Genomic DNA, 20,546 nt, shown 5'->3' on the forward strand with positions numbered 1-20,546 from the left:
GTAATGGACAATCTTGAAGTTATATGTATAGGTGGCGCTATCGTTGATATTCCATTACAGCCGGTCAGTAAAAAAATTTTTGACGTAGATTCTTATCCGCTTGAAAGAATAGCAATGACCACGGGAGGAGACGCAATCAATGAAGCAACGATTATTTCTCGCCTTGGGCATCGCACGGCATTAATGAGCCGCATTGGTAAAGATGCCGCAGGACAATTTATTCTCGACCATTGTTGCAAAGAGAATATTGATATTCAAAGCCTGAAACAGGACGTCAGCGTAGATACCTCTATTAACGTTGGACTTGTAACGGAGGATGGCGAGCGGACATTTATCACTAATCGCAACGGCAGTTTGTGGAAATTGAATATTAATGATGTCGACTTTGTACGGTTTTCTCAGGCAAAGTTATTATCGCTAGCCAGTATATTCAACAGTCCACTATTGGATGGTAAAGCGCTAACTGAAATTTTTACGCAAGCGAAAGCCCGGCAGATGATCATTTGTGCCGATATGATCAAGCCTCGTCTGAATGAAACACTGGATGATATTCGCGAAGCATTGCGTTATGTCGATTATTTGTTTCCAAATTTTGCCGAGGCAAAATTACTCACCGGAAAAGAGACGTTGGATGAAATTGCTGACTGCTTTCTTGAGTGCGGTGTAAAAACGGTAGTAATTAAGACGGGTAAAAACGGCTGCTTTATCAAGCGTGGTGAAATGACGATGACGGTACCAGCAGTAGCGGGAATTACGGCCATCGACACCATTGGTGCGGGCGATAACTTTGCTTCAGGTTTTATTGCGGCACTGCTGGAAGGTAAAGAACTGCGTGAATGCGCGCGCTTTGCCAATGCAACGGCAGCTATATCGGTACTGAGTGTTGGTGCCACCACCGGTGTGAAAAACAGAAAGCTGGTCGAACAATTGCTGGAAGAATATGAAGGGTAATGAAGGCCAATGAAAATGATACCTTTAGGCACAACGGATATAACGCTTTCACGGATGGGGTTGGGGACATGGGCCATTGGCGGTGGTCCTGCATGGAATGGCGATCTCGATCGGCAAATTTGTATTGATACGATTATTGAAGCTCATCGTTGCGGTATTAACCTGATTGATACTGCGCCAGGATATAACTTTGGCAATAGTGAAGTTATTGTCGGCCAGGCGTTAAAACAATTGCCACGCGAACAAATTGTCGTCGAAACGAAATGCGGTATTGTCTGGGAACGAGAAGGCAGTTTATTCAACAAAGTCGGCGATCGTCAGTTGTACAAAAACCTCTCTCCTGAATCTATCCGCGAAGAAGTCGATGCCAGCTTGCAACGTCTCGGCATTGACTACATCGATATTTACATGACGCACTGGCAGTCGGTGCCGCCTTGTTTTACGCCGATTGCAGAAACCGTAGCAGTACTTAATGAGCTGAAGGCTGAGGGGAAGATTCGTTCGATAGGCGCTGCTAATGTCGAAGCTGATCATATACGCGAATATCTGCGATATGGTGAGCTGGATATTATTCAGGCGAAATATAGCATCCTCGATCGGGCAATGGAAAACGAATTGCTGCCGCTATGTCGGGATAACGGCATTGTGGTTCAGGTCTATTCACCGTTAGAGCAGGGGCTGCTGACAGGTACCATCACTCGCGATTATATTCCAGGCGGCGCACGGGCAAATAAAGTTTGGTTCCAGCGTGAAAACATGCTCAAAGTGATTGATATGCTTGAACAGTGGCGGCCACTTTGTGCGCGTTATCAGTGCACAATTCCTACTCTGGCGCTGGCGTGGATATTAAAACAGAGCGATTTAATCTCCATTCTTAGCGGAGCAACTGCGCCTGAACAGGTACGTGAAAATGTGGCGGCGCTGAATATCAACTTATCGGATGCAGACGCAACATTGATGAGGGAAATGGCAGAGGCCCTGGAGCGTTAACTACCCCACACGATCCACCTCTGTTTCTGTGAAAACTGTGATGAAAATCTGTGATTCAAACAGGTTACTTTGAAAGTAAACATCGCTTATGCGATAATCGCGCTAATGTGATGTAAAAAGAGACAGGGGTGTAATCGTGGCGGCAAAAGACAGGATTCAGGCAATTAAACAGATGGTTGCCAACGATAAAAAAGTAACGGTTTCGAATTTGAGCTCGATTTTTCAGGTAACCGAAGAAACTATTCGCCGCGATCTTGAGAAGCTGGAAGATGAAGGCTTTTTGACCAGAACTTATGGTGGCGCTGTTTTAAATACAGCGATGCTGACGGAAAATATCCATTTCTATAAGCGAGCTTCGTCGTTTTATGAAGAGAAGCAGCTTATTGCTCGCAAGGCGCTGCCGTTTATCGACAATAAAACGACGATGGCAGCCGATTCCAGTAGTACCGTTATGGAATTGCTCAAATTGTTGCAGGACCGTAGTGATCTGACGTTGCTAACCAACTCGGCAGAAGCTATTCATGTTCTGGCTCAGTCAGAAATTAAAGTTGTTTCAACCGGTGGGGAACTGAACAAAAACACGCTTTCTCTGCAAGGACGAATTACTAAAGAGATCATCAGTCGTTATCACGTCGATATTATGGTAATGAGTTGTAAAGGTCTTGATATTAACAGCGGCGCACTGGACTCGAACGAAGCTGAAGCTGAAATCAAAAAGACAATGATCCGCCAGGCGACAGAAGTTGCGTTATTAGTCGATCACTCCAAGTTTGATCGCAAAGCTTTTGTTCAGTTAGCTGACTTTAGTCATATTAATTACATAATAACTGATAAATCACCGGGTGCAGAATGGGAAGAGTTTTGCAAAGACAATAATATCCAGCTTGTGTGGTAGCTTAAACACACGTTGTCAATGTTATTTGTTCCAGCGCCCGTGAAATAAAATGATGATAAAAATGCGGCAAGTGAGTTTGCCGCAATTGCTACCTTTTTTAGCAAAATTCGAGGCACCAAATGGAACAATATGATCAAATTGGCGCAAGACTGGACCGCCTGCCTTTGGCCCGGTTTCATTATCGTATATTTGGCATAATCAGCTTTAGTCTGTTATTAACTGGTTTTTTAAGTTATTCAGGTAATGTTGTTTTAGCAAAGCTGGTAAGCAATGGATGGTCAAATAATTTCCTCAATGCTGCTTTTACGTCGGCATTGATGTTTGGTTATTTCATCGGTTCGCTTGCCGGTGGATTCATTGGTGATTACTGTGGACGGCGTCGGGCATTTCGCATGAACCTTCTGATTGTCGGTATTGCGGCGACAGGCGCTTCTTTCGTCCCTGATATGTACTGGCTCATCTTCTTTCGCTTCCTTATGGGGACAGGAATGGGGGCGCTGATTATGGTTGGCTATGCTTCATTTACTGAGTTTATTCCCGCTCTGGTTCGTGGAAAATGGTCCGCGCGACTCTCATTTGTCGGCAACTGGTCGCCCATGTTGTCAGCGGCGATTGGCGTTGTCGTTATCGCTTTCTTCAGTTGGCGCATAATGTTTCTGCTGGGCGGTATTGGGATAATATTAGCATGGTTACTCTCTGGTAAATATTTTATTGAGTCGCCTCGTTGGCTGGCGGGTATTGGACAATTACCGGGAGCAGAAAGGCAACTTCGTGAAGTAGAGCAGCAAATCGAAAAAGAGAAGGGTATTCATCTACCACCACTTGCTTTGAGGCAAAGCGAAAGTCGGAGTCATGAAATCAGTGGTACTTTTTGGTTGCTATTTAAAGGCGAGATGTTGCGGCGCACGTTAGTCGCGATTACGGTTTTAATTGCAATGAATATTTCGCTTTATACTATCACCGTATGGATACCTACCATATTTGTTAATTCTGGTATTGATGTTGATAAATCGATATTAATGACCGCTGTTATTATGATTGGTGCTCCGGTTGGAATATTTATGGCTGCATTAGTTATTGATCACTTTCCTCGCCGATTATTTGGTTCGTCTTTGCTTATAATTATTGCTGTGTTGGGATATATATATTCAATACAAACTACAGAATGGGCTATTTTAGGCTATGGCCTGGTGATGATCTTCTTTCTTTATATGTATGTTTGTTTCGCGTCGGCGGTGTATATCCCGGAACTTTGGCCAACCCATTTACGCCTGCGCGGCTCGGGATTTGTTAATGCAGTAGGACGAATCGTCGCGGTCTTCACTCCGTATGGCGTCGCGGCGTTATTAACGCATTATGGTTCGATAACGGTCTTTATGGTGCTTGGTGTCATGTTGGTGTTATGTGCGCTGGTCCTCTCCATTTTTGGCATCGAAACGCGAAAGGTGTCGCTGGAACGAATTTCTGGTGTGAATTGAATTTTCGCTGATTGTGTCAATTGCCAGACGCAGCTGGCGTGTTTATCTGGCCTACGATGTAATTAAGGAATTGTAGGCCAGAGATGGATCTGACTAATTTTATCCCTGCGTCTCTTCCCAGTCTGCCAGCGTGTACAATGTTGCCCCAGCGGCTGACATCTCCATAAACGCGTGCGCACTGTCCTGTGGCTGGATATTCACACCGCGACAGCCATCGGTAATCACGTTCACCTTATAACCTAACTGTAACGCGTCCAGGACGGTAAACTTCACGCAATAGTCCGTAGCCAGCCCCATAATGATCAGTTCATTGATTTCATGGTCGCGCAACCAGCCATCGAGCTCGGTTTTCTGCCGCCGCCCGTTATCAAAAAAGGCACTGTAACTGTCGACTAAAGGATTTTCGCCTTTGTGAAACACGGCATCAATCGACTTTTGCGCCAGCAGAGGGTGCAACGCTGCACCTTCGCTGTGTTGCACACAGTGATCGGGCCAGAAGGTTTGCGGTAGGCCATCAAGCTGACCCTGTGTATAAGGCTCTACACCTTGCTGGCTGGCGAAGCTGCCGTGATTGGCCGGATGCCAGTCCTGACTGGCGACGACCGCTTCACCGCGTGCTTTGCACCAACTTATCAGGGCATTAGCAACATCAACCGTGCTATCGCCTTCGGCAACAGCCAGCGCACCGCCAGCGCAGAAATCATTTTGTAAATCGACCAGTAACAGAGCGCGTTGGGGCATTACAGTCTCCTTAATCATCCGGCGTCAGTTCGCCGCGCAGGTTTTGGCTCATGGCCTTGCGAATGGTTTCGGTATCCAGTCCCTGGCTGAGCAGGTAGTGCAGTTTGGTTAGCGTGGCTTCTACGGTCATATCCGCACCGCCAATAACACCGGCATGGGCGAGGGCGTTACCGGTGGCATAACCGCCCATATTGACTTTACCGGACATGCATTGTGTCAGGTTAACCACCACAATTCCGCGATCGCTGGCTTCTTGTAATTCTTGCAGGAATGCTTTGTTTTGCGGCGCATTACCCACGCCATAAGAGCGCAGAATCAACGCCTTAACCGGTTGACGCAGGAAGTTACGTACGACGTCGGCAGAAATCCCCGGATAAATCGTCACTACGCCGATCGGCTGTGGTGTAATCGGATGAACGATCAGCTCACCAGTGCCGTGTGGGGCGGGCGGTGTATTTAAACGGCGAATATGAATACCCGCTTCCAGTAACGGTGGAAGGTTTGGTGACGCGAAGGCATCAAAACCATCGGCATGGGCTTTGGTGGTGCGGTTGCCGCGATACAGGCGATTATTAAAAAAGAGTGTGACTTCGTTGATGGGATAGTTCGCCGCAACGTACAACGCATTCAGCAAATTGATTTGTCCGTCAGAGCGTAACTCGGCTAATGGGATTTGTGACCCTGTCACAATAACCGGTTTTCCGAGGTTCTCCAGCATGAACGACAGCGCAGAGGCGGTATACGCCATCGTGTCGGTGCCGTGCAGAATGACAAAACCATCGTACTCGTCATAGTGCGCTTTAATATCTTCAGCAATATGCTGCCAGTCCTCTGGCGTCATATCAGAAGAATCCATCAGCGGCGTGTATTCATGAATGGTGAAATCCGGCATCTCCGGGCGATGGAACTCTGGCATCAGCGCCAGCTGGCGTTGTAGATGGCCCGACACCGGAATATATCCCTGCTCGGAACGCTGCATCCCGATGGTCCCGCCCGTGTAGGCAACGTAAATTGATTTCTTTTGCATGATATTGATATGAATGATACCGAAAGAGCAAAAGTATATACGTGAGGGGCAGCAAGCGCACCTGGATACTCTGTGGATATGAGAAAAGCCCGGCGGAACAGAGGGATTAGCGTTCCGCCGGAGAAAAATGGTTAATCCTGCAACGCATAGGTTACGGTCGTGACTACACGCACCGTTTTGTTAATCGCCGAGGGATCATCTTCGTCACTGCCACTGGCGAAAATCTGGAACACGCCTTGTGACGCATCGCTAATGGACCCCACCTGACTACCTGAATCCGTCGCAAACTGTAATGCTGCGTTACGTGCGTCTTTCGTTGCGGCAGCAATCATCTCCGCGCGAACTGCGCCAATACCATTAAAGCGGTAGGCGATTTTGCTATCAGCGATCGCGCCATCTGTGGCGATTTGCAGGTCGTTTAATTTAGCGACGATTTTTTCGACGGCAGCAACGTTATGCGTTTTTATCGTAACAGACCCGTCAGCGTTATAGCGTGGCATCGTCGGATCATCTTTGAGGTAAAAGGCATCCGTTCGCTTACTTGTCCATTGACCCACGTTGATCTCTTTGTCGTTAATCCCCTGAGCGTGGAATTCGGCAACAATCTTTTTCTGCGCATCTTCAAGTTTCGGGAACAGTTCGCCAGGAACATTACCCTTAAAGTTGATAGCAATTGTTAATTCAGCCGTATCTGCGCGAACTTCTTTTTCTGAAAGCCCCCGCACGTTCACATAACGGTTGTTGGTTTTTAGATGTTTAACACCATCGCCAACAAAATAACCACAGGCGCTGATCCCCAGTCCGAGGACAATAGCGGCAATTAAAGAGGGTGCCTTATTCACTGATGACTCCATGACAGATGCTAAATGAGCAAGGGAATGTAGTGGAGAGAGGGAGTGAAAGACAGTCCGGTTCAGGAGTGTGGCCGACAACATATCGGCCACATATTTGCAGGAATTAACGCACGTTGGCGCAGGTCAGGCAAAACGCGTAACGGTTTTGCGGATCGTTAAAGGCCGCCAGCTTGTCGCCTTCGCTTTTAACGGTTGAAGCGACTGAGGCCAGCGGCGCAGGCAGCATGGCCTGGAGCGTATCTGGCAGCATTGCCCGTACTGAACCTGACATGTTGTCCATCACCTTGTCGAAGAAGGTCGGTTCATCGACGTAATATTCCAGATGCCATTGTTTCAGTTTTGCCAGTTCAGCCGCTTTGGCAACTGCATCATCGAAATCACCGAGACTATCGACCAGCCCATTCGCTTTTGCATCCTGACCGGTCCAGACATGACCCTGGGCGATTTTATCAATCTGCTCTGGCGTCGAATTACGCGAATCAGCAACCAGCGTGATAAAGCGTTTATAGCCGTTCTCAATGCTCAATTGCATCATCTGCTGCACTTCGGGTGGCAGTGATTTAGTGATGGAAACATCTGCCAGTGGTGATGTAGACACGCCATCGGTATGTACACCAATCGAATCAAGGCTGTTTTCTACAGTGGTGATCACGCCGAAGATCCCGATAGAACCGGTCAGGGTGCTCGGGTTAGCCACAATGTAATTGGCCGGCGTGGAGATCCAGTAACCACCGGATGCCGCCATACCGCCCATTGACACAACCACAGGCTTGCCAGCGGCTCTGGCAGCTGCCAGTTCAGAGCGAATCACTTCAGAAGCCGTTACGCTTCCGCCAGGGCTGTTTACGCGCAGAACGATCGCTTTCACTTTCGGATCAAGGCGAGCGTCACGGATTTGTGCCGCAGTCGTATCGCCGCCAACATTCCCCTGAGTTTCTTCGCCATCCATAATCGCGCCATTAGCGAAGACGACACCGATGCTGTCGCCGGTATCTGCCGGAGTTTTCAGGGCGTAATCGTAATAACTGATGGCGCGATAATTTTTATCAGCCTTGCTCCAGCCAAACTCTTTGGTCAAGGCTTTTTCAATTTCGGCATTCGTTGCCAGCGCGTCGACCAGTTTGTTGTCCAGCGCGTACTTCGCAGTATCGCCGCCCGTTTCGGTTAAGCCAGCAAGTAACCCTTGCGCCCCAGGGAATACCTGCTGGGCAGAGATCTGGCGGTTAGCGGCAACGGTGTTGAGATAGTTTTGCCACAGTTCGCCAATCCAACGGCTATCGGCTTCGCGAGCCGCCGGGGACATATCATCACGAATAAACGGTTCAACGGCAGATTTATACGTACCCACGCGGAACACATGGGTGGAAACTTTCAGCTTATCCAGCAACGATTTGTAGTACAGACCGTTGGTGGCAAAACCGTGCAGATCAACCACGCCTTGCGGGGACAGCCAAATTTTGTTGGCGAAACTGGCGAGGTAATATTGCCCCTGGCTATAGTTCTCACCAATGGCATAAACCGGTTTACCGCTGTCACGAAACTCTTTCAGAGCCTTACCAATATATTGCATGGAAGGTTGATCGCCGCCCGCAAAGTTTTTCAGATCCATCACGATACCGGTGATATTCCGGTCATCTTTAGCCTGGCGAATCGTGTTCACGATATCAAACAGCGAATTTTCCTGCAGACGATCGGAACTAGCGCCAAGCAGCTGGCGGCTTAACTTACTAAACCGCTGCGAACTGTCGGGCTTATCGACGATCACGCCTGAAATATCGAGCAGTAATGCGCCACGACCGGCGGTTTCTTTGGTATCGCTACTACTGACCTGCATCCAGATCCCCACGCCAACCAGCACGAGGAAAATAAAGAACAGGTTAAGTACCATTTCACGGACAAAATTGAGCAGACGCCACGTCCATTTAAAAAATCCGGCAATAAATCGCCAAAGGGTTCGCATGTATTCTCCCAGACTAAAGGTCACACCTGTTGCAGGTGCAATAGATGTGGTTATCGTAATGACCCAACCGGCACTTGTCAGCAGGAATCGCGGACTGTGCTGTAACAAAATCCACTCTCGTGTTAATTTTGTGAATAAACATCATGACAGGAGTTAATCAAATGGATGCACTCGAACTATTGATCAACCGCCGAAGCGCCTCACGTCTGGCTGAACCTGCGCCGACTGGCGAACAACTGCAAAATATCCTGCGTGCCGGAATGCGTGCACCGGACCATAAGTCCATGCAACCGTGGCATTTTTTTGTGATTGAAGGGGAAGGCCGCGAACGTTTCAGTACCGTGCTGCAACAGGGTGCAATTGCTGCGGGTAGTGATGATAAAGCTATCGACAAAGCCCGTAATGCCCCGTTCCGTGCGCCGCTCATCATCACCGTGGTGGCGAAATGTGAAGAAAATCATAAAGTCCCGCGTTGGGAGCAGGAGATGTCAGCAGGTTGCACGGTTATGGCGATGCAAATGGCGGCGGTTGCCCAGGGCTTTGGCGGCATCTGGCGTAGTGGCGGGTTAACCGAAAGTCCGGTGGTGCGCGAGGCGTTCGGTTGTCGGGAGCAGGATAAAATTGTCGGCTTTCTCTATCTCGGCACGCCGCAATTGAAAGCGTCAACGTCGATTAACGTTCCGGATCCGACGCCGTTTGTGACTTATTTTTGATAATTTTCGCAAAACTGTCTGGATTATGAGCAAAGGCGCAGGAATTCAGACACTCTCACTTATCACTTCACGGAATGAAGGTTACCATACCCGGATTGCATTGACAGGAGATGTCCATGAGCGAGAACTCGATTCGTTTGACCCAATACAGCCACGGAGCAGGTTGCGGCTGTAAAATTTCCCCAAAAGTGTTGGAAACCATTCTGCACAGCGAGCAGGCGAAGTTTGTTGATCCGAATTTGCTCGTGGGAAACGAAACCCGCGACGATGCGGCAGTATACGATCTTGGTAATGGCACCAGTGTCATCAGCACCACCGATTTCTTTATGCCGATCGTTGATAATCCTTTCGATTTTGGTCGCATTGCGGCGACTAACGCCATCAGCGATATCTTCGCGATGGGCGGCAAACCGATTATGGCCATTGCGATCCTTGGCTGGCCGATTAATAAACTTTCCCCGGAAATTGCCCGCGAAGTGACTGAAGGTGGACGCTATGCATGTCGTCAGGCGGGTATTGCGCTGGCTGGCGGTCACTCCATCGATGCGCCGGAGCCGATTTTTGGTCTGGCGGTTACGGGGATCGTACCGACCGAGCGAGTGAAGAAAAACAGTACCGCACAAGCCGGATGCAAACTGTTCCTGACGAAACCTCTGGGGATTGGCGTTCTCACCACGGCTGAGAAAAAATCACTGCTCAAACCAGAGCATCAGGGGCTGGCGACGGAAGTGATGTGCCGGATGAATATCGCAGGTGCGTCATTTGCCAACATTGAAGGCGTAAAAGCGATGACCGACGTCACCGGTTTTGGTCTGCTGGGCCATTTGAGCGAAATGTGCCAGGGGGCAGGCGTGCAGGCTCGCGTCGATTATGAAGCGATCCCGAAACTGCCGGGCGTGGAAGAGTACATTAAACTGGGCGCTGTGCCGGGTGGCACCGAACGCAACTTTGCCAGCTACGGACATTTGATGGGCGAAATGCCGCGTGAAGTGCGCGATCTGTTGTGCGATCCGCAAACTTCAGGTGGCTTGCTGCTGGCGGTTATGCCGGAAGCTGAAAATGAAGTCAAAGCTACCGCAGCCGAGTTTGGCATTGAACTGACGGCGATTGGCGAGCTGGTGCCTGCGCGTGGCGGTCGTGCCATGGTTGAGATCCGTTAATTCAATGCGGTTGTTTATAGCCGAAAAACCGAGTCTGGCACGCGCTATTGCTGATGTCCTGCCCAAACCGCACCGTAAAGGCGATGGCTTTATCGAGTGCGGCAATGGTCAGGTGGTGACCTGGTGTATCGGTCACCTGCTTGAGCAGGCGCAGCCAGACGTCTACGACAGCCGCTATGCGCGCTGGAATCTGGCGGATTTGCCGATTGTCCCGGAAAAGTGGCAACTGCAACCGCGCCCCTCCGTAACCAAACAACTTAACGTCATTAAACGCTTTCTGCATGAAGCCAGCGAAATTGTTCATGCCGGTGACCCGGATCGTGAAGGGCAATTGCTGGTGGATGAAGTGCTGGACTACCTGCAACTGGCACCGGAAAAGCGCCAGCAAGTTCAGCGTTGCTTGATCAACGACCTGAACCCGCAGGCGGTTGAGCGGGCGATCGATCGTCTTCGCTCCAATAGCGAGTTTGTACCGCTATGCGTTTCTGCACTGGCGCGAGCGCGTGCCGATTGGCTATACGGTATCAATATGACCCGCGCGTATACCATTCTCGGTCGCAATGCTGGCTATCAGGGTGTGCTTTCTGTTGGGCGCGTACAGACTCCCGTTCTTGGGCTGGTGGTGCGGCGCGATGAAGAAATAGAAAACTTCGTGGCAAAAGATTTCTTTGAAGTCAAAGCGCACATTGTGACGCCTGCCGATGAACGATTTACCGCCATCTGGCAGCCTAGCGAAGCGTGCGAGCCGTACCAGGATGAAGAAGGGCGTTTATTGCATCGCCCGCTGGCGGAGCATGTGGTTAACCGCATCAGCGGTCAACCGGCTATTGTCACCAGCTATAACGATAAACGGGAATCAGAATCCGCGCCGCTGCCGTTTTCGCTTTCGGCGTTGCAGATTGAAGCGGCAAAACGCTTTGGTCTGAGTGCGCAGAACGTGCTTGATATCTGCCAGAAGCTATACGAAACGCACAAGCTAATCACTTATCCGCGTTCCGATTGTCGTTATTTGCCAGAAGAACATTTTGCCGGACGCCACGCGGTGATGAATGCCATCAGCGTTCATGCACCGGGGCTATTGCCGCAGCCGGTGGTTGACCCGAATTTACGCAACCGCTGCTGGGATGACAAAAAGGTCGATGCTCACCACGCCATTATCCCGACCGCGCGTAGTTCTGCCATCAACCTGACGGAGAACGAATCGAAGGTCTATAACCTGATTGCTCGTCAATACCTGATGCAGTTCTGCCCGGATGCGGTGTTCCGCAAGTGTGTTATCGAACTGGAAATAGCCAAAGGCAAATTTGTCGCTAAAGCCCGTTTTCTTGCCGAAGCAGGCTGGCGCACGCTGTTAGGCAGCAAAGAGCGCGATGAAGAAAACGACGGCACGCCACTGCCTGTAGTCGCGAAAGGCGATGAGTTGCTGTGTGAAAAAGGTGAAGTGGTAGAGCGGCAAACCCAGCCGCCACGCCATTTTACCGATGCAACACTGCTCTCCGCGATGACCGGGATCGCGCGCTTTGTGCAGGACAAAGATCTGAAAAAGATCCTTCGTGCGACCGATGGTCTGGGGACAGAAGCAACGCGTGCCGGGATTATTGAACTGTTGTTCAAGCGTGGTTTCCTGACCAAAAAAGGGCGCTATATCCACTCCACCGACGCCGGAAAAGCGTTATTCCATTCGCTGCCAGAAATGGCTACGCGACCGGACATGACCGCGCACTGGGAATCGGTGCTGACGCAAATCAGCGAAAAGCAGTGTCGCTATCAGGACTTTATGCAGCCGCTGGTGGGGACGCTATATCAGCTAATTGATCAAGCCAAACGTACGCCGGTGCGGCAGTTTCGCGGCATAGTGGCTCCGGGCAGTGGTGGCAGTGCTGATAAGAAAAAGGCTGCTCCGCGTAAACGTAGTGCGAAAAAAAGTCCGCCAGCAGATGAAGCGGGCAGTGGAGTGATAACATAAAGGTCGGATGCCTGAATCCCAACTCACTGATACAGCACCTTTCGTAGGCCGGATAAGGCGTTCACGCCGCATCCGGCAGATGCCTGATGCGGCGCTAATGATTTAAATCACACCCTGCGCCAGCATTGCATCGGCAACCTTCACAAAACCGGCAATGTTCGCGCCCTGCACGTAGTTGGTTTGCTCACCTTCACCACCATGCTCAACACAGGCATGGTGGATATCCAGCATGATGTGATGCAAACGGGCGTCAACTTTCTCGGCTTTCCAGCCCAGACGCGCAGCGTTTTGCGCCATTTCCAGGCCCGATGTTGCTACACCGCCAGCATTAGCCGCTTTACCCGGAGCAAACAGTACGCCTGCCTGCTGGAACAGTTCAGTCGCTTCGATGGTGGTTGGCATATTTGCCCCTTCGGCGACGGCTTTAACGCCATTGGCGATAAGCTGATGCGCGGCATCTACGTCCAGTTCGTTCTGGGTGGCGCAAGGCAGGGCGATATCAACCGGCACAGACCACGGCTGTTGGCCTTCGAGATAGACCAGACCAAACTCTTTGGCGTAATCGGCAACGCGACCATCGCGGCTGGCTTTGATTTCGATAAGACGCGCCAGTTTCTCTTTTGTGAATCCGCTTTCATCAACCACTGTGCCGCTGGAGTCTGATGCCGTGACCACGCGAGCGCCAAATTCCATCGCTTTTTCGATAGCGTACTGGGCGACGTTGCCGGAGCCAGAAACGGAAACGCGCATTCCTTCAAAACCCATACCGTGGCGTTTCAGCATCGCTTCAGTGAAATAAACCAGACCGTAACCGGTGGCTTCCGGGCGAATCAGACTGCCGCCAAAAGAAAGACCCTTACCGGTGAAGACGCAGGCGGTATTGTTAGACAGCTTTTTCATCATCCCTGCCATAAAGCCAACTTCACGACCTCCAACGCCGATATCACCTGCCGGAACGTCGGTATCCGCGCCCAGGTGGCGATACAGTTCAGTCATCAGTGCCTGGCAGAAACGCATCACTTCGCCTTCGCTTTTCCCTTTCGGGTCGAAATCGCTGCCACCTTTACCACCGCCCATCGGCAGGGTAGTCAGGGCATTTTTGAAGGTTTGCTCGAAGCCGAGGAATTTGAGAATTGAGAGGTTAACTGACGGGTGGAAACGCATACCGCCTTTGTACGGACCGATGGCGGAGCTGAACTGGACGCGCCATGCTCGGTTGACCTGCACCTGGTTGCGATCGTCAACCCATACCACGCGAAACTGGATCACGCGCTCCGGTTCAACCAGGCGCTCCAGTAATGACATCTGGCGATATTGGGGATTTTGTTCAAGAAAAGGCCAGAGAGTAGTCATTACTTCACGAACGGCCTGCGCGAACTCGGTTTGATTCGGGTCGCGCTTTTGTACATGGTTGAGGAATGACTCCAGAGAATATGTCTGATCCATAGATATAAAACCCTTATATATTAAGACGATTGTGCGTATGTTGTTTGTTTTGCAGTTTTCGACTATACCATCAAGAATGTGACGGTAAGCAAGTAAAAAATGGCACCGGAAAGCAAATTAATAATGTGAGGAATTTATAAACGCCGCCTAATGTCGGATACATCTTCTTCGGCCTACCAAAATGGGGACATTTGGTGGATAAGGCATTCACGTCGCATCCGGCAACCAGACGCTAAAGTTTTCCCGCCAGGTTACCGTTATCAGTAGCAGAGACAACGAAATATAAGGAGTTTCTTGTGAATCGAGCATTGCTCGCCGTAGCGTTGGTATTCCCGTTTTTTGCGCTGGCTAATCAGAATTATCGTCCGGATGTGCAGGTAAATGTGCCGCCGGAAGTGTTTAATTCTGGCGGACAGTCAGCGCAGCCCTGTAACCAGTGCTGCGTTTATCAGGATCAAAACTATTCCGAAGGGGCAGTGATTAAAGCCGAGGGAATACTGCTGCAATGCCAGCGGGATGATAAAACCATTAGCACTAATCCGCTGGTCTGGCGGCGCGTAAAGCCATAAACGCCTTTAATAGTGGAATGTCAGCAGGGGCCAGCGGATATTGCATCGCCTCTTCAGGTGAGCACCAGACCAAAGCCTGATGCTCATGTGCCTGTAACGTCCCGTGGAAGTCGGGTACGTGCCAGGCATGAAGATTGATAATACGCCCTGAAACTTCCCGCTGGTGGCTGGCTACATATTTCCCGATGATAGCATCGATACCGAGCTCTTCACGCAGCTCGCGTATCAGCGCCTGCGGCTGGCTTTCTCCTGGTTCGACTTTACCACCAGCAAATTCCCATAATCCCGCTTGATCGCTATGCGCAGGGCGTTGCGCGATTAAAATTTTGCCATCCCGTTCGATAATGGCGGCAACAACATCAATCATTTCCATAAATTACACACGGTCGAATACAGGAAAAATGCCATAATATCCGCAGTGTTGCCCGAGCTGAAGGGTTTTATTTCTTAAGGAGTACCCGTGTTAGACCGCCATCTTCATCCCCGAATTAAGCCTTTGTTGCATCAGTGCGTGCGGGTTCTGGATAAACCTGGCATTACACCTGATGGTTTAACGTTAGTGGGATTTGCCATCGGCGTGCTGGCACTGCCGTTTCTGGCACTGGACTGGTATCTGGCGGCGCTGATTGCCATTTTACTGAACAGGTTGCTTGATGGTCTGGACGGTGCGCTGGCGCGGCGCAGAGGGTTAACCGACGCGGGGGGCTTTCTTGATATTTCGTTGGATTTTCTTTTTTACGCGCTGGTACCGTTCGGGTTTATTCTCGCCGCACCGGAACAAAATGCGCTGGCGGGCGGCTGGCTGCTGTTTGCGTTTATCGGCACGGGCAGCAGTTTTCTCGCATTTGCTGCACTGGCGGCGAAACATCAGATTGATAATCCCGGTTATGCGCACAAATCGTTTTACTATCTGGGCGGGTTAACAGAAGGCAGCGAGACGATTTTGCTGTTTGTTTTAAGTTGTCTCTTTCCGGAATATTTCCCGTGGTTTGCGTGGATATTTGGCGCGCTTTGTTGGATGACAACATTTACGCGGATTTGGAGTGGATATCTGACGCTGAAGTCGCTCCAGCGTCAGTAATTGCAATGTTATTTGCTGCTGTCCGGGCCGCGTTCACCGGTTGCTACCGGGTTTTTCGGATCGCTGCTCCATTCGTACCAGCCACCGTCATAAACGGAGACGTTATTCCAGCCCATGGCGCGTGCGTACATAAAGGTTTCAGACGCGCGCCAGCCGGTGCCGCAGTAGAATGAAACTTGCTGATCTGGTTTGATATTCCACGCTTTCCACATAGCGGCAATATCATCGGCGCTGCGCATGGTGCCATCTGGGTTATGGAAATCTTCCATATGGGTCGAGTCGCTGCCTGCGTGTCCCCAACGTGCCCCGGCTATTTCACCTTTTGGTTTAATGTAGCTGTAACCGCTGGTCGTACCGATAAATTCTGGCCACGAACGAATGCTCACCAGCGATGCATCCTGGCGATGCAGCAGCCCGCGAGCCTGCTCCATATCAAGCATCAGTTGTGGTTGCGCAGGGATCTTCACGCCGAAGTCTGGTTCCGCTTTCACTTTCGGTGGCGTACCGCGCTCAACGGGCAGACCTGCGTCGGACCAGGTTTGCCAACCGCCGTCCAGAAGGCGGACATCTTTCACGCCAGCGTAGAGCATAATTTGCGCCACGCGCGCTGCGGCGTAAACATCACGCCCGTACAGAATGACCGTGGTGTCATGACGAATGCCGTGCTTCGCCAGCATTGCTTTAAGCTGTTCATCAGAAACTTTGTTCCACAGCGGTTCGCTTTCCACTTCGTTGGTATCGATGTAGTCAGCGCCGGGAATATGGCTGATAAGGTAAAGCTTAGGTGCGCCCCAGGCCGCTTCGATCACTTTCCAGTCACCCGCAGGTTTCGCCGTAACTTCTTTACCTTGTTGCAGGTCATGCAGCCACTGCGGATATACCAGCTGTTCAAAGTGAGGCAGTTTTTGCAGTCGGGAAGGTTCGCTTAGTGCATCACTCAAGATAGAGATATGCGTAAAGCCTGCTTTTTGTAGTCGCGTTTTGACGGCATCGACATCTTTGTCATTACCGTACAGCGCCACCGGGGCATCCGTTTTCAGGTTATGTAGCTTGATCCACTCGTTGAGCTGCTCAGTGCTCATTTTGTCGAGCCAGCTTGCAGAAAGGTTTAAGGCGGCAGGTTCATGACCGGAAGGGCCATTTAAGGTTTGTGGCCAGCCGTTATAAAACGCGCTGGGGCGAGTATCAATCGCTTTGCCATTTTGTTGTTGAAGCTGGTCAAGTGTAAGAGGCTTCGCCAGTTCAGCGGCCCACGAAGAAGCGCAAGCCAGCCCTAAAGCCATTGCCAGCGCGGTCATTTGAGAAACACGTTTCATCGAAAATCCCGACATTGTAGTTTTGAGTGCGCCATTCTGAACTGACACATCGGGGAAAACTTTGCGTTACCGCAGTTTGTTGTAATTTTCTGACCACTGCGTCATATCCAGAACGGGACTATCGGCAGGAACATCCTGAAGATCGTGGGTTACCTGAACGACGGGGATCGCCAGCTCGCGAACTTCATTGAATACCCACTGACGAAAATTATCGCGCAGAGCTACGTCAAGACGGCTGAACGGTTCATCAAGCAATAATGCCTTTGGCTGTGCGAGAAGGGCGCGCAGCAGGGCCACCCGCGCTCGCTGACCGCCTGATAATGTCGCAGGATCCTGGTGATAAGTTTCAGCCAGTCCCGCTCGCTCAAGCGCGTCTTTCACGGCATTGCGCCTGTCAGTCCCCTTGAGCGTCGACGGTAGCGCCAGCAGTAAATTTTGTCCGACGCTGAACTGGTCAAATAACAGTGCATCCTGGAAAAGAATGCCAATCTGACGCCGGGCGGTGGGCAGGGTATCGATACGTTGATCATTGAGCCATAGCTCACCTGTACAAGAAAATTGCCCGGCCAGCGCACCAATCATCCATGAAAACAGCGTAGATTTACCGCAGCCTGAGGGACCCATTAACGTGACAATGTCACCTTTATTGACTGTAAAGTTAACGTTTGTCAGCAAGCGGCTTTCTGGTAAACGTAGCGAAACATTTTTCACGCAGAGCATTAGCGGAGTCCTTGTCTGACATAACCTACCCATTTTGCGACTAACGCGGTCAGGGCAAAAATAATAAGCGGCAATAGCAGTTGCCATAAAGCCTGGGCGGCGAGAATACCGTTGCTGCCGCCGCTGCTTAGTGCCACCGCTTCGGTGGTGAGCGTCGAGAAACGTCCGGCTCCCAGCCACAGCGTTGGCATATACTGCGCAATACTGACTGAAAATCCGACAGCGAAGGCAATCAGCGCAGGGCGTAACATCAGCGGACATTTCACGTAAAAGAAGATTTTGACACGCGACCAGCCCAGTGTTTGCGCAATCAAAATTAACCGTGAATCAATGCGCTGCCAGGCGGGTTGCAGGATAAACAACATCCACGGAATTACCCACAGCAGATGCCCCCACACCACCGCCGTCCAGCTACTATCCAGGTTGAGCCATAGCACCAGCGTGTACTGGCCTGCCACCAGTGGCAAGGCGGGTAATAATATGGGCAACCATAGCCACAACTGGCGACGTTGTGGCCCCCATTCCAGCCACAGCAGCAACAGAACCAAAGCGATGAGTGTCGCCACCAGTCCCATTGTCAGGCTATTGAGCAGCGCCTCGTGATTGATCGTTGATTGATCCGCGAGGATCGCCAGCAGAATCACACACAGCACCCCAGTTAAGGGTAACAACTTCGCCAGCATCTTCCCTGGCAATAAAGGCGTGGATGGCATGCGAATGCCATCTTCCCGGGGGAGCGTGCATCGCCAGGCGCGCCATAGCAGATAACCAAGCAAAACGTAGGCGGTGAGTAACAGCATCAACAGCAGGCTGGCAAGCGCGCCTTTTGTTTGTTGGTCAATGTCGCCCTGGGTTAACCACTGCCAGCTAATTACCGCCAGCGACGGTGGATTACCAGGCCCAAGAATAATCGCTACATCCACGACCGAAAGCGACCAGGCGACAATCGCCAGCATCGCCATTGCCAGCGCAGGCGCGACGGAGGGCAACAACAACCAGTTCAGACATTGCCAGCGGCTGTAGCCCAGCGAATCCAGTACAATAACTTGCTGCACCAGGCGTTTTTCACTCAGTGCTGCCGATAAGATCCACAGCAGAAATGCGCTTTCTTTCACCGCAAGGGTGAGGCCCAGACCGATACCCAATTTGTCCATCGGCGGAATGAGAAAAGGGAAAAACTGATAAACCAGGCCGCCGTCAGCAAACAGCAGCAGGGCGCTGGTGGCAAAAGCCACGTGGGGGATGGCGAGTAGCCACGGCAGACGGGCGCACATACGCTGCCATTTCGGCCCAGGCCATAGCGCTACTATCACCAGCAGGGCAATAAACAAAGCGCCGACCGCCGCGATGGTTGTCGACACCAGCGTTGCCAGTAATGCCTGTGGTAGCTGCGGATCGGCAAATAACATCTGCCAGTGCGTCAGCGACATGGCAGGTGTTATCAGCGTGAAAGCCGACGGAACCAGCGGTGCGTAAATCACCGCCATCACCACCCACAGCAAAAAAATTAATGCGTACCGTAACGGCGTAGCCATTCTTGTTCCAGCGCATTTACCCAACCAGCATGCGGTTCTGCCAGTACCGGCGGCAGATTCTGCGGCATTCTTGATTGCAATGTTTCACGCTGCCCGGCAGGTAGTTTTTGCAGATCGAGAACCGAAGGATCGCCCCAGACAGCGGGATCCGCTTTACGCAGTTGTGCTTCAGGTGACAACAGGAAGTTGGCGACGACTTTTGCCGCAGCACTGGCAGTTGCGTTGGCTGGAATGGTGACGAAATGCACGTTGCCAATCATTCCCTCGCTAAAGCCAAAGTTGTAACTGCTGGTGGGTAAATCGCCGCTGGATATTTTTTGCTGCGCATGTGCGGGGTTAAAGGTCAGCGACAGGCGCAATGTGCCGGCTTTCAGCAGAGCATCCATCCGCGCGGGCGAAGGCGGGAAATCCTTTCCTTCGCGCCACAAATACGGATGCAGTGCATCAAGATATTGCCACAATGGCGCAGTGACGCGGGCGAAAGTGGCATCGTCCGGCGCTTTTTTTAATGCAGCGGGATCGGGCGTCAGCATAATCAGCAGCTGTTCAAGAAACGCGGTGCCGGTAAAGTCCGGTGGGCGCGGATAGGTAACCGTACCAGGGGTGGCTTTGGCAAATTCCAGCAAGGATTGTGGCGTTTTCGGTGGCTGTGGTGTCTGATCGCGTCGGGCGATAAATGTCAGCTGTGCGGCTCCCCAGGGCGATTCCGCACCTTGTGTCGGCACAGAAAAATCTTCTCGCACCGGCAGCTGTGTGTCGACATAGCGCCAGTTGGGTAGCGTTTCCGCCCAGTCAGTTTGCAGTAAATTAGCCTCTTTTAAGGTGCGGAAGTTTTCGCCATTCACCCAGAGCAGATCCACCGAGCCGCCCGTTTTACGTCCAGCAGTGGCTTCTGTCTGAATGCGCTTCACCGCGTCTGCGGCATCCGCCAGACGAACAATCTTCAGGTTTATAGCGTAATGGGTTTTCATCTCGCCGCTAACCCAGTCGAGATAGCGGTTAATCGCGGTGTCGCCGCCCCAGGCGTTAAACCAGACGGTTTGCCCTTTGGCCTCATTTTTAATATCCTGCCAGTCACTGGCATGTGTTGCCAAAGAAAACAGCGATAACAATCCCAGCAACCATACACAATGGCGCATCATCT

Annotated in this window: 19 protein-coding genes; 9 read left to right on the forward strand and 10 right to left on the reverse strand. The window is 51.2% G+C overall.

The features are described from left to right. The first annotated feature begins 3 nt into the window (after window positions 1-3). From FEK50_RS11190 to FEK50_RS11205, 4 genes are all read left to right on the forward strand, one after another. Window positions 4-951 (forward strand): sugar kinase, encoded by a 948-nt coding sequence (locus tag FEK50_RS11190; RefSeq protein ID WP_131161151.1) that lies wholly within the window; start codon window positions 4-6, stop codon window positions 949-951. A 9-nt stretch (window positions 952-960) separates the two neighbouring features. Then, window positions 961-1,941 carry an NADH-dependent methylglyoxal reductase gene (gene ydjG, locus FEK50_RS11195; RefSeq protein WP_130259875.1) on the forward strand — a complete coding sequence of 327 codons (981 nt, stop codon included), beginning with the start codon at window positions 961-963 and terminating at the stop codon, window positions 1,939-1,941. A 136-nt stretch (window positions 1,942-2,077) separates the two neighbouring features. Next, on the forward strand, window positions 2,078-2,836 hold the full coding sequence (locus tag FEK50_RS11200; RefSeq protein ID WP_130257697.1) for a DeoR/GlpR family DNA-binding transcription regulator: 759 nt from the start codon (window positions 2,078-2,080) through the stop codon (window positions 2,834-2,836). Window positions 2,837-2,955: 119 nt separating this feature from the next. Continuing rightward, a complete protein-coding gene (locus tag FEK50_RS11205; RefSeq protein ID WP_131161152.1) occupies window positions 2,956-4,314 on the forward strand; it encodes an MFS transporter in 1,359 nt (452 codons plus the stop codon). A gap of 99 nt (window positions 4,315-4,413) precedes the next feature. Here FEK50_RS11205 and pncA read toward each other — a convergent pair whose 3' ends face one another. The 4 genes from pncA to sppA form a co-directional block, all read right to left on the reverse strand. Then, window positions 4,414-5,055, reverse strand: coding sequence for a bifunctional nicotinamidase/pyrazinamidase (pncA, locus tag FEK50_RS11210; protein WP_131161153.1), 642 nt, complete (start codon window positions 5,053-5,055; stop codon window positions 4,414-4,416). Window positions 5,056-5,065: 10 nt separating this feature from the next. Next, window positions 5,066-6,082, reverse strand: coding sequence for an asparaginase (ansA, locus tag FEK50_RS11215; protein WP_130208360.1), 1,017 nt, complete (start codon window positions 6,080-6,082; stop codon window positions 5,066-5,068). Between the two features lie 131 nt (window positions 6,083-6,213). Next, window positions 6,214-6,924, reverse strand: coding sequence for an SIMPL domain-containing protein (locus tag FEK50_RS11220; RefSeq protein WP_130218821.1), 711 nt, complete (start codon window positions 6,922-6,924; stop codon window positions 6,214-6,216). Between the two features lie 115 nt (window positions 6,925-7,039). Further along, entirely contained in the window at window positions 7,040-8,896 is a 1,857-nt protein-coding gene (gene sppA / locus FEK50_RS11225; RefSeq protein WP_131161154.1) for a signal peptide peptidase SppA, read from the reverse strand. Between the two features lie 161 nt (window positions 8,897-9,057). Between sppA and FEK50_RS11230 the strand changes: the two genes are divergently transcribed. The 3 genes from FEK50_RS11230 (at window position 9,058) to topB (ending at window position 12,735) form a co-directional block, all read left to right on the forward strand. Beyond that, the gene (locus FEK50_RS11230; protein WP_135524363.1) at window positions 9,058-9,609 is read left to right on the forward strand and encodes an NAD(P)H nitroreductase; all 552 of its coding nucleotides are present in this window, start codon (window positions 9,058-9,060) and stop codon (window positions 9,607-9,609) included. A gap of 116 nt (window positions 9,610-9,725) precedes the next feature. Then, on the forward strand, window positions 9,726-10,769 hold the full coding sequence (selD, locus tag FEK50_RS11235) for a selenide, water dikinase SelD (RefSeq protein WP_001295485.1): 1,044 nt from the start codon (window positions 9,726-9,728) through the stop codon (window positions 10,767-10,769). A 4-nt stretch (window positions 10,770-10,773) separates the two neighbouring features. Beyond that, a complete protein-coding gene (gene topB / locus FEK50_RS11240; RefSeq protein WP_131161155.1) occupies window positions 10,774-12,735 on the forward strand; it encodes a DNA topoisomerase III in 1,962 nt (653 codons plus the stop codon). A gap of 102 nt (window positions 12,736-12,837) precedes the next feature. On the opposite strand, the gene gdhA is transcribed toward topB, so the two are convergent. Beyond that, a complete protein-coding gene (gene gdhA / locus FEK50_RS11245) occupies window positions 12,838-14,181 on the reverse strand; it encodes an NADP-specific glutamate dehydrogenase (protein WP_130259869.1) in 1,344 nt (447 codons plus the stop codon). Between the two features lie 296 nt (window positions 14,182-14,477). Between gdhA and FEK50_RS11250 the strand changes: the two genes are divergently transcribed. Further along, window positions 14,478-14,750: a YnjH family protein gene (locus tag FEK50_RS11250; RefSeq protein WP_131161156.1), complete on the forward strand. Its 273-nt coding sequence runs from the start codon at window positions 14,478-14,480 to the stop codon at window positions 14,748-14,750. Here the strand turns inward: FEK50_RS11250 and FEK50_RS11255 are convergent. After that, complete coding sequence (locus FEK50_RS11255) at window positions 14,716-15,123, reverse strand: pyrimidine (deoxy)nucleoside triphosphate diphosphatase (protein ID WP_131161157.1); 408 nt, start codon at window positions 15,121-15,123, stop codon at window positions 14,716-14,718. The genes FEK50_RS11250 and FEK50_RS11255 overlap by 35 nt on opposite strands. 87 nt (window positions 15,124-15,210) lie before the next feature. Between FEK50_RS11255 and FEK50_RS11260 the strand changes: the two genes are divergently transcribed. Next, entirely contained in the window at window positions 15,211-15,831 is a 621-nt protein-coding gene (locus FEK50_RS11260; protein WP_130208343.1) for a CDP-alcohol phosphatidyltransferase family protein, read from the forward strand. Between the two features lie 8 nt (window positions 15,832-15,839). Here FEK50_RS11260 and ynjE read toward each other — a convergent pair whose 3' ends face one another. The 4 genes from ynjE to FEK50_RS11280 form a co-directional block, all read right to left on the reverse strand. Continuing rightward, window positions 15,840-17,147: a thiosulfate sulfurtransferase YnjE gene (gene ynjE / locus FEK50_RS11265; protein WP_131161158.1), complete on the reverse strand. Its 1,308-nt coding sequence runs from the start codon at window positions 17,145-17,147 to the stop codon at window positions 15,840-15,842. Window positions 17,148-17,213: 66 nt separating this feature from the next. Then, a complete protein-coding gene (locus FEK50_RS11270) occupies window positions 17,214-17,867 on the reverse strand; it encodes an ATP-binding cassette domain-containing protein (protein ID WP_130259865.1) in 654 nt (217 codons plus the stop codon). After that, on the reverse strand, window positions 17,867-19,402 hold the full coding sequence (locus tag FEK50_RS11275; protein ID WP_131161159.1) for an ABC transporter permease subunit: 1,536 nt from the start codon (window positions 19,400-19,402) through the stop codon (window positions 17,867-17,869). The genes FEK50_RS11270 and FEK50_RS11275 overlap by 1 nt, the downstream gene beginning before the upstream one ends. Further along, window positions 19,375-20,541 carry an ABC transporter substrate-binding protein gene (locus FEK50_RS11280; RefSeq protein ID WP_131161211.1) on the reverse strand — a complete coding sequence of 389 codons (1,167 nt, stop codon included), beginning with the start codon at window positions 20,539-20,541 and terminating at the stop codon, window positions 19,375-19,377. The genes FEK50_RS11275 and FEK50_RS11280 overlap by 28 nt, the downstream gene beginning before the upstream one ends. Window positions 20,542-20,546 lie beyond the last annotated feature (5 nt).

Source organism: Escherichia sp. E2586 (assembly GCF_005781105.1).
Taxonomy (GTDB): Bacteria; Pseudomonadota; Gammaproteobacteria; order Enterobacterales; family Enterobacteriaceae; genus Escherichia.

What these genes read in the sequence shown, in the direction of transcription:
- FEK50_RS11190 (WP_131161151.1), top strand. Translation starts at nt 4, where the DNA reads ATGGACAATCTTGAAGTTATATGTATAGGTGGCGCTATCGTTGATATT.
- ydjG (WP_130259875.1), top strand. Translation starts at nt 961, where the DNA reads ATGAAAATGATACCTTTAGGCACAACGGATATAACGCTTTCACGGATG.
- FEK50_RS11205 (WP_131161152.1), top strand. Translation starts at nt 2,956, where the DNA reads ATGGAACAATATGATCAAATTGGCGCAAGACTGGACCGCCTGCCTTTG.
- pncA (WP_131161153.1), bottom strand. Translation starts at nt 5,055, where the DNA reads ATGCCCCAACGCGCTCTGTTACTGGTCGATTTACAAAATGATTTCTGC.
- ansA (WP_130208360.1), bottom strand. Translation starts at nt 6,082, where the DNA reads ATGCAAAAGAAATCAATTTACGTTGCCTACACGGGCGGGACCATCGGG.
- sppA (WP_131161154.1), bottom strand. Translation starts at nt 8,896, where the DNA reads ATGCGAACCCTTTGGCGATTTATTGCCGGATTTTTTAAATGGACGTGG.
- FEK50_RS11230 (WP_135524363.1), top strand. Translation starts at nt 9,058, where the DNA reads ATGGATGCACTCGAACTATTGATCAACCGCCGAAGCGCCTCACGTCTG.
- selD (WP_001295485.1), top strand. Translation starts at nt 9,726, where the DNA reads ATGAGCGAGAACTCGATTCGTTTGACCCAATACAGCCACGGAGCAGGT.
- topB (WP_131161155.1), top strand. Translation starts at nt 10,774, where the DNA reads ATGCGGTTGTTTATAGCCGAAAAACCGAGTCTGGCACGCGCTATTGCT.
- gdhA (WP_130259869.1), bottom strand. Translation starts at nt 14,181, where the DNA reads ATGGATCAGACATATTCTCTGGAGTCATTCCTCAACCATGTACAAAAG.
- FEK50_RS11255 (WP_131161157.1), bottom strand. Translation starts at nt 15,123, where the DNA reads ATGGAAATGATTGATGTTGTTGCCGCCATTATCGAACGGGATGGCAAA.
- ynjE (WP_131161158.1), bottom strand. Translation starts at nt 17,147, where the DNA reads ATGAAACGTGTTTCTCAAATGACCGCGCTGGCAATGGCTTTAGGGCTG.
- FEK50_RS11270 (WP_130259865.1), bottom strand. Translation starts at nt 17,867, where the DNA reads ATGCTCTGCGTGAAAAATGTTTCGCTACGTTTACCAGAAAGCCGCTTG.
- FEK50_RS11275 (WP_131161159.1), bottom strand. Translation starts at nt 19,402, where the DNA reads ATGGCTACGCCGTTACGGTACGCATTAATTTTTTTGCTGTGGGTGGTG.
- FEK50_RS11280 (WP_131161211.1), bottom strand. Translation starts at nt 20,541, where the DNA reads ATGCGCCATTGTGTATGGTTGCTGGGATTGTTATCGCTGTTTTCTTTG.